This is a genomic window from Bradyrhizobium sp. WSM1253 (assembly GCF_000244935.1).
Taxonomy (GTDB): Bacteria; Pseudomonadota; Alphaproteobacteria; order Rhizobiales; family Xanthobacteraceae; genus Bradyrhizobium; species Bradyrhizobium canariense.
The window spans coordinates 7,042,887-7,053,903 of the sequence record NZ_JH600073.1 but is presented as its reverse complement, the minus strand read 5'-3'; the positions used below and the strand labels follow the sequence as shown (position 1 = coordinate 7,053,903).

The window sequence follows — 11,017 nt, the reverse complement described above, 5'->3', positions numbered from 1 at the left end:
ACCAGATGGTGCTGTTCTCGGGTGACGGCGACTTCCGCTCCCTGGTCGAGGCCGTTCAGCGCCGCGGCGTGCGGGTCACCGTGATTTCCACGATCGCGAGCCAGCCGCCGATGATCGCCGACGAGCTGCGCCGCCAGGCCGACGTCTTCACCGACCTCGTCGAGCTGCAGTCCAAACTCGGCCGCGACCCGTCCGAACGCCCCGCCCCGCGTGATCGTGAAGCGCGTGGACACATGCCAAAATTCTTGCAGGAGCCGAAGGGAAATGACCCACACGACTAGACCCTGAAGGCGGCGCCCGCATGCCGCAAGCGCGGCTCGCGGTGGGCATGTTTGTCGCTTGAGATATGTTGGCGTCGGCTCGTTGTCGCTTGCATGAAAAGGGCGGCATCCGGCATTATGTTTTTGCTGGCGAGGCGAACCTGCTGTGACTCTGAAGAACCCCGACGCTATTGCCGTGATCCTGACCGCCCTCCGGCTTTCTCACGGCGACGAAGCTGCACGAGCCATGCTGGTCGGCGGCATGAGCCTGGCCGCGCTGATAGAGACGATGTTCTCCGCACCGATCGGGCGACGCGATGCCGTTCACAACATCGCACGTGCGTTGGACGACTTCGCCCTTTCGCCGGAACTCGGTCCGGTCTGGCACCTTCGCTACGTTTACGAAAGTCATGGCTCGTTTCGCGTCGTCGATATGGAGATTGCGACGCCAACCGGCACGCTGTCCAGTAAAGACGTTTGGCTTCGTCTGCCCGTCTAGCTATCTCGCCACCTCTGCGATGTGGCCGGTGCTGTCGACGATTAGCGAGCGCGCGGTGCTTTCCTTGACGGCCTTGTAGGTCTTGATCTTTCCGGTCGGCACCTCCTTGGATCTGCGAGTAGCCTGCGGCGCGAAGCTTAGCGATGATCTTCTCAGACGTCAGGCAGAGCGCGGACGAACATGACCAAACCACCATGAGGGCAGCCTGACGAAAGATCGCAGCACTTGCCCTCCCTGCGCGCTCGCCGCCATCGGATGGCGCCTTAGCTTAACCGCCGACCGGCCCCGACAACGTCTCCAGGCCCGCCTCGATTGCCTCGATGTCCTGCTCGATCTGCGCAATCGACAACCTGCAGTCAAAGCCGGCCCAGGCTTTCAGGTCTCCGGCAAGGCGCCGGCGGTGCATCCTCAGCTCCTCAAGCGACTGGCGGTCTTTCAGACTCGCGTAGCCGTCCACAATCAACTCAATCGCACTCGACACGACGCTACTCCACAAAAACAATTCGGATCCAATCGGATGAACTTAATGCAAGCCGAGAGGCTGGCGCAACTTCCACGCTGGCTTCTACACCCTGCCCCCTTTTGACTGCAGGGCCCAACCCAGCTTTCGGCAAAATAGGTCACGATCGTTGACGGGTTGGCATCGGAGTGGACGCAGTCCTGAGGCTGGCCACTTAGCCTGACGTGTTGAAATCCGCTATTTACCGATGGTAGTGTTCCACTTTTGCTACTCGCGCTTTTTGCTCTGACGCCATCCTGATAGTGCTTTTTTTTGTGCTGGGGAGGACATTTATGCGAGGCTCTCGCGCAATCCTTTACGCCGAACGACTTAGCGAACTCACTTCTCAGCTCTCAGAATTGGAAGATCTTCGAGATCTGGTCGAAGAAGCTGAGCGAAGCGCCCGCGGCGTGCCCCCATTACGCTTGACACATCCTCCGTCGTGCCGCGTTCGACGTCGTGAACCGGGCGCTTTGTCTGTTCGCCTCCGTCGCCACGCGCCACTAAGCCGGAATGCAGGAGCTCTCAGGCCCCCTGACAACGACAACCAAGTCGATTGGACTTTGCTGGAGCCATTCCCCGACGGGTGGTGGGCTTCCTCCTAAAGCCACTAGAAGCGCTGACGCGACGAAGAGAGCGATCCAATGCTGGCGGCCCACCCACCCTGAGGAGCAGACAGCTAGCCAACCTTCCAGCCCGCGGGTGCCGAGGCTGGTCCGGCCGCACCTGTCAATTCTGGATCACCCTTCGCCGAACTCCCTTTCGGCAACCTGCAACGGCGAGAGTGAGACAGGGAAGACGGTCAGCACGACCGATGCGGGCTTGAGGTGAGCAACTGCAAAAGCGAATGTCACTTGTCGGCGAGAACACCGGCGTCAAGCTGAGGTCATTTCGTAAAGATTGGTTTCAACACCTGTGGAATTGCGATGACGAACAACGACACCGCCGTGTTCGACGCGATGCGCCCTGATCCAGACGGACGGAGACAATGGGCCGGCCGACTGGGGACGCGCGAGGCAATAAAACGGGATGGCCTAGAGCTCGACCCTGGCTCGCTCGTTTACTGTCCCCACGAGTGGATCAATGCCGCCGGCTACGTTGACCTCGAACTGGTCCGCAAATACCCGCTGATGTTCGCGGTCTAAAGTCGTGACGAACCAGAGCCGACGCGCAAGCGATCCGCCGTCCGACGAACCAGCGACTCGACGGCTGCTAAGCCGAGCGGTGAAACGCAGGCGTCCAAAGCCGCCTGTGGCACCTGTGCCGTTCGGCACTGAAACAGATCCCAACCGCGAATTTTCCCGGGTCGAACCGGAGGCCGTTTGGTTCTTCGTCTTCTTGCCGATCTTCATGCTGCTCTATTCGATCGTCGAGAAAATGCACGTGAGATAGCAAAGAGCTAAAGGGTCCTGGTCAGAAGAATCCAAAATGCGCGTGCTCGCAATGTTTCTCATCCTCGGAATATGCATCGCTTCGCCAGCGGCCGGACGTCGGCGGTGGGCGACACCTCACATCTGAGCCTCCCGCCATCCACCTGCGCAGCCCCGGTCGAGTGCACCGGCAGGGGCTGGTTGGCTTGAGGGCCGCTAGGCTGGACCGCGGCACGCCCGGGATAACAACTCAGTGAATGAAACTGTCTGCTGGACCCGCGAAGCACCCTGGAAAAAGACCGAGCCGACTTTTGTCCGCGCGACTTAAGTGGAGATGTCAAATGCTGACACTCAAAGTGATTGTAGCTGCTCTGGCCGCGGGATTTCTGATTTCGGTTTATTCCGGAGACTTCGGCGCCGATATCGTTCTCGCTATTGCCACGTGCCTTCCGTAGTTGTGCGCGATTGCGGAGTCGCGGCCCGACGCGTCCTAGTCCGGTATGATGCGCCGGGCCTAACCATTCCCTGCTTTCCCCGTAAGGTTTGGCTGAGTCAGAATAGTGCGATTCTACAAGCGGCTGATACGTCTGCGTCTTTGTGCAGCGCTCCTTGCGCTTCGCAGCAAAAGGCCATACCCGCGGCCACACGTTTGACGGACGCGATATACCTCCCAAGCTCGGTCGCGATCTCGACCCTCCCTTGATCATTTTGATCAGCGTCTGTACCTCGCCCTCGGTCCCACTGCTTAGGTTGGTGGTTTCGCACGCGCCAAGCTCCGGTTCGCGGGAGAATAGCAATATCGTTCCGTTCTTGGAACAAAATGCCCACTGCAAGGATTTCGGTTCCACCGAATTGTATTTGTCAACGAGACCAAGCTGGGGCAGAATTTTCTGCACCGGGGCTGGCTGCATATTTCACTTGGTCCTTTTGACCCGGCTTCATTTGACCACGCGGGGCCGCAGCGATTTAACCACCCGCTGCGGCCTTCGCCGTATGGCCGCCAGCGTGACCGGCGGGCCGAAAATGGCCGCTCGACAAAGCGCCTGGTCAGCTTTGCTTCCCATGCATGCAGGAGATCACGAACTCCCGCTTTGCGCGACCTTGTCCCTCTCCTCTTTCGCCCGCACTCGAAAAACCACGTTCGGTAGCAAGCTACTGGCATTTTTCCAATTTCTGAGGGTTGCGAGGCGCGCCCTGCTGAGCCTGTGCAGCGCCTCCGACCAAAGCCAGAGCAATGGAAGCGGCCTAATCATTCTGCGCACTCCTACCTGCCGTCGATCAAATCGCTACAAGAAAATAGTGGCACCTGCCTCGGCATCGCTCTCAATCAATGCGAGCAGAAAGACCCTCGACTGCCCTTGGATTGTAGCATGGCAATGCTGGCGTGAGCCGGCGGGCTTTGGGGTATATTTTCTAAAAGCGAACTGAACCCCCACACCGCGCGCCTATACTGATCAGTATCCGGGATTTTTGCTAATCCTCTCCCGGGGCTGGACGGATATCAGGCCGCCGGGACAAGGTATTGTTTGCCCGGCGGCTTCATCTTCGTTTGTCGGCTCAGGGGAGCGCCTGCGAGCGTGACGCGGCGGACGTTCAGGCGACTTTTCCCCACCTAAAACAAGCGGTCGCTCGCGCGTTCCGAGCCACCAGGAATCGATAATTTGCGAGATACCTAAGATGCCAGCTTTGCTGGCGGCAGGCGCGCTCCTCGGCACACGAAATGGTCCGGCCACTATCCGCCCCACAGTCCTGCGGAATGGCTGGCTGACGCCATGTGACCTGCAACATCGAATACTTGAACGGCTGTTGCGATCGCAAGGTGGACGTGCGGCTCGAGACACTCCCGCAGGATCAGCCGTGGTCGCGCGTCGGCTTGCGCCTGGTCTGCTCAGACCGCGGCGCCGCAGGATCTGTGCATATCGTCCCGAACTGGCATGACAGCAGCGGGCAAGTCAGGCCAAGCATAGGCTTGAGGTTTTGATTCCAGCGATGAAGCACGACACCGAACGCCCTTTTGCAGATCCAAAAGCCGCAGGCCGCCAGCTCGTCCAGCTGGCTTCGGGCATCGAGGCGATACAGGACGGCAGAATCCATATCGAGAAGATCAACTACTCCTCCCTCTACACGCTCCAGGGAAGCGGCGCGGAGTTCGGCGCCGGCATCAGGCGCGCTGTCGAGAAGGGCTGGCTGGAGCTGCACGAGAGCGGTACCTACGTGCGGCTGCTGAAAGCCGTAGGAACCTAGCATCACTGCCCGGCTTGCTGTCTCGCTAGCTCTCTTCCTCGAGCTGGCGGAGCGGCCCCCGCATCAACCCTCAGGCCCCCAAGCCGGGATCGTCTCGCGTTCGAGCTTAGCTTGGCTCTTGTTTCGTGCGGCCAATTCCTGGTCCAGGGCCTTCAAGCGAACGAGGAGATTTTCAACGATCTCCATGCAATCGGAATGCCGCAATGATTGCACGCCGCGCGCTGCCAGCTCGCGCTCCGAGATAGTCGCCCCGATGCTTTGGATGCTCACAAATCCCCCCGCAGAAAACATTGCCCCTCAGGTGCACTCAAGGGAAAGGCCGCAGCGTGGTTCCAGCCCCACTGCGGCCATCCCGGGCAACTACAAATAACTTGGTCTCAAATCTCGCCGGTGTTCCGACAGTAGAACACCCCGTTCCGAAAATGGACTCCGGACAACTACCGGTGGCGCCTTGTCACATTAGAGCGAACATGGCACGGCTTGCTTTCCCGCCCCTAATGCTCTCGGCTGCCCATCCAATTGCGGATTTGAGCGCCGGGAGTGCTAGGCCGGCCAGCGTGAACCGGCGAAAGAGGCCGCCTTACTGGCGGCCCCTCGATCGTTCTCTAGTCCACGCAGGACTGCCACGGTGCGCCGGGCCTGCCGCGAGTAACGCCTCAGAGAGTGACACGCTGGTTTAAGTTTTTACGCCAGCCTGAATCATGCACTTAGTGCGTGAGCTTTAAAGGACTGCCGTGAGCGAGGCTTCACAGGGGAAGGCCTGCTGTAGTTCGCACCCTAACGGTCACAATCGACGGTGTTGCGCATCACGGGACATATTTCGTCCAGAACTCCATCGTGTACCTGCAGTCGGCGCTTGGAAGTAAGGCAACCCACGTGGGAGGGGTGCCGCCAGAAATGACGGCCAAGCTGCTCCTGTCTGAACTCGTTCGCACCGGCGCTGGGGCAACGCACTAAGATCAGAACCAGCTGCGGTTATTTTGAAAGCACGCCTGTTTGGTGCGGTCCCAGATGAAATCCCCGCCGCCGCAGGGTGGACGGGGGCGAGAGGTCGCCGGGCATTCGTTCCGAACCTTGGCTCCCGTGCCCCAGCCGTCAACGACACATGCGCCACCGGTTGTCCTGTGACAGCCCTCGCCACAGCCACCCGCTGCGTGCGCCGCACTAGCAGCAGTGAGAACCGAGGTCGCGAGGAGCATTCCTTGTAAGATTTTTATCACTGCCAGACTCCTTGAAAGCGAATGACCGGAGCGAGAAGGAAAGATCATAACTCCTGCCGTGACGCTTAGCTACGATCAGCGCGGCGCGAAGTTGCCCGGCCCCGCGCGAACCGATCGACGATGCGCTCCGCTGTTCAAAGCTGTTGATCTAGCATTTTACAACCTGTGGAAAAGGAAGCCAGGTCAGCGCAGCTGTATTTTTCGAACCATCCACCTGCGCCCGTACAGGGACGTTCTGTTGCGGAGACGCGTGTGAGCCACTTTTTCTCAGTCCTGCTATTGCTGACCACGTTGATGCTTACGCTGTGTTTTGGCGTCGCAGCGTGGCGCGTTTCCGATGAGGCGGCGCTGGTAAGGCCGTAGCAATGGCAGTGCCGCAGTATCGGGCACTGCTCAGATAGGTGACCTGGGCTCAAAACGCCCACGCCGGCGCTGGGCCTGCAGGCCTGCGTATGTGTTGTTATGGAAGGACGGGCCGATTGGATTTCACGAGCTTGTCTATTTTGAATCGAATTAGCAATCTTGTGAACTAAATCACTGCATAATCTTCCGTTGTGCTGTTAGGATTCATTTATTGATTTGCCAGGATGCTCAACGCAAAAGATCGAGCGCGACCGCGTCGTGATGTTCGCGCGAAGCAGATTTGATTCTGCCGGCTTGTGTGTGCCATTCCGACGATTCAGGTGTCGGATCAAAGTCGCCGCGTAAGAATGTTCATTTGGAGGAAGCCAATGAACGAAACCTTCTTACCCAAGCGTTTAACCTATTGCTGTCGTTCAGTGCCGTTGAGAACACTCGTTGCGACCTTACTGGTTGCTGCGCCTGTCGCGCTTGCGTCTGCGCAGACCGTTGCTCCCGCGGAAGGCGCGTCGAGCGGCCAAAATAGCACTATGCGCATCAATCGAGACGACGAGGGCGCCCCCCTTTCGCTCGAGGCCGTCCAGGACGGGGTCAAAAACTTCGGATTGCGCCGGGCGGGCGTTGGGCTACCTAGTGCGACGAGCGCGGATGACACCAAACGCCGCGACTTCGGGCCGACCAAGTCTGACGAATCAGTGGCGGATCGGTTGGTTCCCCCTGTCGATCGCAAGCCGCCGCGCGATGCACTTCCGCATCGGGGCACTGAGGCGACAACAGTCCAAACGGAGGCGCCCAACAGGCCGCTCTCTGCGCCAAAGGATCGCCCGAAGCCTCCGGCCAATTATCCTTCGCGCGGCGCGTCGGATGTCCGATCGTTTGAGGCCTATCGGCTTGGGTTCTCGGGAGGGACGACGACACCGGCCACCGGGATCGACCCGCGCATACGATCGGATTTAGCCGCAGGGGAGCGGACTGAGACCTATGCCTTTCTGCTGATGGATTTCCTGCCGGACGCGGCCACGGAGCGCACGCTGATGAGCGAGTTCGGGGTCGCATCGCTCGGGCTGCATGGGACAGCACTCAAGGTCCGCGTCCCCCTGCAAGCCCAGGCGTTGGAGGGTATTGCCAGATTGCCCGGGTTTAGATCACTGGCTTACCCCTTGCCCGACCAAAAATTAGCGCCGGAGCTGAGATCTGCCATCGAGCGTTTCGGGGCCGAGGTGGTTCGATTTCCAATTGTCATCAGCCTGTTTGAAACTGATCCCAAAACTTCGTTCGCCGAACGGGTCCAAGCTACGGGTGCGGAGGTCGGTCGCTACGACCCGGTGTTGCGGAGCTATGAGGCTCTCGCAACACCCGAACAGATCCGCATTCTTTCCGGTTTGGATTTCATCCTGTTCATCGAAATCGAGCGTCGCAGCGGCGGCGGACACGATCAGAGCATGGCTACGAATGGCGTCGATTACATCCGAGCGTCCGGCTTCCTGGGTGCCGGAACTGTGTTGGGCTTACTCGACACCGGCGCCATGTTGGGAAGCGCGGCGGCAACCATGCACCAAGACCTCAACAAGAACGGTTGCGGGATTAATTTCACGAGCGACGCTGCGGGCGTTTGGAATGATCAGAATGGCCATGGCACTCACGTCCTCGCAACCATCTCCGGAACTGGGGCTGCGAAAGCGCGGTTCCGGGGCGTCGCAACTGCGGTCGGTTCGCGTGAGCGCATCCGGGTTGGAAAGATCTGGAAATCGACCAACACTGGACAAAACTCTTGGTTGCGGGACGCAATCGACTACATGGCGGACCCGACCAGCTGCGACGCGCCACGCCCCTCTGTCATCAATCTGAGCGGTGGGGCGAGCGGATCGGGACAGACTGGAACCGATTCCGAATCGCGCAAGCTCGACGCCCGCGTCTGGGAAACACGCCAGGCCTACATCGTGTGCTCCGGCAATAACGGCCCGGGCGCACAATCGATCTGGTCTCCCGGCGTGGCCAAGAATGCTCTTACGGTCGGAAACGTGCAGGACGCGGGATCGAGCTTGGTTGGCGAACTGTCCGGCAGCAGCAGCCGCGGCCCGACCGGCGATAATCGGATGAAGCCAGACCTCGTTGCAACAGGTGCTGTCGTGACCTCCGCGCAGGCGGGAACGACGGATGGTTATGTGGATAAGAGCGGATGCAGCATGGCAACGCCACATGTCAGTGGCATCGCGACGACGTTGCTGGAGCACTATCCTGATTTCAGAGATCGACCGCACTTGCTGCGTGCCCATCTCATGGCTTCCGCTACGCTGCATTCGGACGAGGTCAGTCCGGCGAACAACACCGGTGGCGGACGCAATGATTTTGGGCTCGGACGCGTCTCCGATTATCAATCGCATTGGGCGCGCCTCGACCCCAACGGCTGGAGCGGCCATTGGGCGTGGATGACAATCACCGACAAGTCTTGGGGCTTCTTCGACATCGACGTGCCTCGGGGTACCAAGCGGGTCGTCGCTGTGCTTACTTGGGACGAGCCCGAAGCGAGCGCAGGGGCATCACAGGCGGTGACATACGATGTTGACCTGTGGGCCGATCCCGGCGCCAGTTGCACGCCGGACGCAGTTGGACAATGTGGTGGCTGGGCCTCGCAGTCTAATATCGACAACGTCGAATATCTCATCATCGACAATCCGCCTCCTGGCGTTCTCCGGCTCAAAGCAATCAACTGGAGAGCTCCCTCATTTGGCTTGCCGGTGGCAATCGCAGCTAAAATCATTCGCGGCGATCCAACGCCTGCGATTTCGATGACGGCTACGCCGAGCACAACGTCTCCCGCGATCGGCTCGACCTTCACAATCAAGACAACCATTTTCAACCCGAGTTACGAGGCATATGGGGTTCAGGTGTCAGCGGCGGCGGGGTCTAGCGGTCTAAGCCTGCTCGGGGTCTCGACCACCCGCGAGGATGGCGTGGCGATGGATTTTTCAAATGCGGCCAGCCTCACACTTGGCACTGTAACGGAGGCCGATACGCGCTCCGCCATCTGGAAATTCAGTGCCACCTCGCGAGGCCCGCAGACCGTCCGCTTCAGCGGCCGGTCCAACAATGGCGGCACCGTCTTCAAGAGCGTGACTGTTACACCTTGAGCACCCAGGACTGAGTTTGACCAAGTCGCCTGAGACATTCACACTTTGCTCTCAGCTCAGAGTTCACGGTCGCCCGACTCACGAATGAATAGTTGTTGACTCCAGGGGAGAGCACGCGAGGGTTCGAGACGATAGCCCGAATAGCGGACCTCTCCGAGATCAGCAGCTTCGGACCAGAGGCCGACCTTCCGCAGAGATTTTCGGATCCGTCAGTTAACGGATTAGTAACGGCTTCTTGCCAGCCTGAATCATTGCAGATCGTCGCAACTGCGACTTCAGAAGCATATCGTCTCTCTCAGTTCATACCTGCTCGGTTGGCAGTCTCATCAAGGGACAAGTCCGCTATGTGCAAGGGAATTCTGATTTCGCTTAGTGCGCTGTTCTTTTTGCTGGTTTGCGATCAGTTCTGGTCGAACGGCCGCTATACGGACGTTGCTATCGTGATGGCGAAACACATCAGTCGCTCTTTCGGTGTCTGATGCCGCCAGTTTCACGAGCTCGAAATGACTGTCGCAGATGCTCTTGACGCATTGAACCAGAGAGAATGCCCGGATTGCTGGTCAAAAAAGATGTTATCTGGATTGCGGGTTGACATTGCGGAGCACTTGGAATGCCTCGCCTGTGAGGCACGCTTTTACGTTGCTCCGCGACCTCCACATGCCATAGTTTTCATCCGACAATAGGTCCATGCGAGAATCAACAAGCGCTTGCATTGGTCAACAGCGCCTGCCGTCATTGCCGACTACCTACCTGCAGCCGCGGCAGATCGTAAGCTTGCGCTGCAATACCTCATCTACTTGCTCAACCAGGTGCTGTGCCGCGATGTTGTCTGCCCCCGAATTGGGCTAGGAAGGTCTTGCTGCGCGGGACTTCATGGTTCGCGCCGCGTAACCTGACGTTTTACTATCGTCAACCGTGCCGACGCTAAAGCCATCGTAGTCCCCGGCTGGGCTGAGGACCGACGCAGGCGCGCCGATCAATGGTGTAGACAAAACCTTGTTCGACGCTGCCGGCCGGAGAGCGTCGGTCCGCGATGACGGCCCGCCATTGGTCTTCGCCGAAGGCCTTGGATTCTTGGCCGGCGCCGGTGGCGACGATACTTTGGCCGCCGCCGTTGTCGGCCAGGCATTCTTAGGGGTGGCCGGAGTGCCGGCTCCCGTTCGCTCGATGGCGGAGCGAGCGGAAGCGGCGGAGCGACTAAGGTCTGACCTATGGCGGCGCCCTGCTACCAAACGCCAGCAGACACGAAGCCAACGACCAACAGCGTCGCGCTTTTCATCCGCGTCATTCAAACGGCTTTGGTTGACCATTGAGTAACCCTACGCGGTAGGCCGCAGCGCGCTGATCTTTCCAGTTAACCGTTAGAGCTCGTCGGACTCCTCGGTTTTCGGCTTCATCGTCGCAGCGAGCACTTGGCGGCGTTTTTCGATGATG

At 59.3% G+C, this 11,017-nt stretch carries 7 protein-coding genes; 5 read left to right on the top strand and 2 right to left on the bottom strand.

From position 1 onward, the window contains the following. Together BRA1253DRAFT_RS34140 and BRA1253DRAFT_RS34135 are read left to right on the top strand one after the other, a co-directional pair. Positions 1-281 (top strand): NYN domain-containing protein (locus tag BRA1253DRAFT_RS34140; protein ID WP_007601861.1); only part of this gene is annotated, 281 nt, incomplete at its 5' end. Positions 282-426: 145 nt separating this feature from the next. Further along, a complete protein-coding gene (locus BRA1253DRAFT_RS34135) occupies positions 427-759 on the top strand; it encodes a hypothetical protein (RefSeq protein WP_007601852.1) in 333 nt (110 codons plus the stop codon). 268 nt (positions 760-1,027) lie between these two features. Here BRA1253DRAFT_RS34135 and BRA1253DRAFT_RS34130 read toward each other — a convergent pair whose 3' ends face one another. After that, positions 1,028-1,240 (bottom strand): hypothetical protein, encoded by a 213-nt coding sequence (locus tag BRA1253DRAFT_RS34130; RefSeq protein WP_007601850.1) that lies wholly within the window; start codon positions 1,238-1,240, stop codon positions 1,028-1,030. Positions 1,241-2,184: 944 nt separating this feature from the next. On the opposite strand from BRA1253DRAFT_RS34130, the gene BRA1253DRAFT_RS34125 reads away from it, so the two are divergent. Next, positions 2,185-2,403 (top strand): hypothetical protein, encoded by a 219-nt coding sequence (locus BRA1253DRAFT_RS34125; protein ID WP_007601849.1) that lies wholly within the window; start codon positions 2,185-2,187, stop codon positions 2,401-2,403. 2,214 nt (positions 2,404-4,617) lie between these two features. Then, positions 4,618-4,872 (top strand): hypothetical protein, encoded by a 255-nt coding sequence (locus BRA1253DRAFT_RS34115; protein ID WP_007601846.1) that lies wholly within the window; start codon positions 4,618-4,620, stop codon positions 4,870-4,872. A 959-nt stretch (positions 4,873-5,831) separates the two neighbouring features. Here the strand turns inward: BRA1253DRAFT_RS34115 and BRA1253DRAFT_RS46370 are convergent. Continuing rightward, positions 5,832-6,071 carry a hypothetical protein gene (locus BRA1253DRAFT_RS46370; RefSeq protein ID WP_083870004.1) on the bottom strand — a complete coding sequence of 80 codons (240 nt, stop codon included), beginning with the start codon at positions 6,069-6,071 and terminating at the stop codon, positions 5,832-5,834. 752 nt (positions 6,072-6,823) lie between these two features. Here BRA1253DRAFT_RS46370 and BRA1253DRAFT_RS34105 point away from each other — a divergent pair. Then, complete coding sequence (locus BRA1253DRAFT_RS34105; RefSeq protein ID WP_007601843.1) at positions 6,824-9,583, top strand: S8 family serine peptidase; 2,760 nt, start codon at positions 6,824-6,826, stop codon at positions 9,581-9,583. Positions 9,584-11,017 lie beyond the last annotated feature (1,434 nt).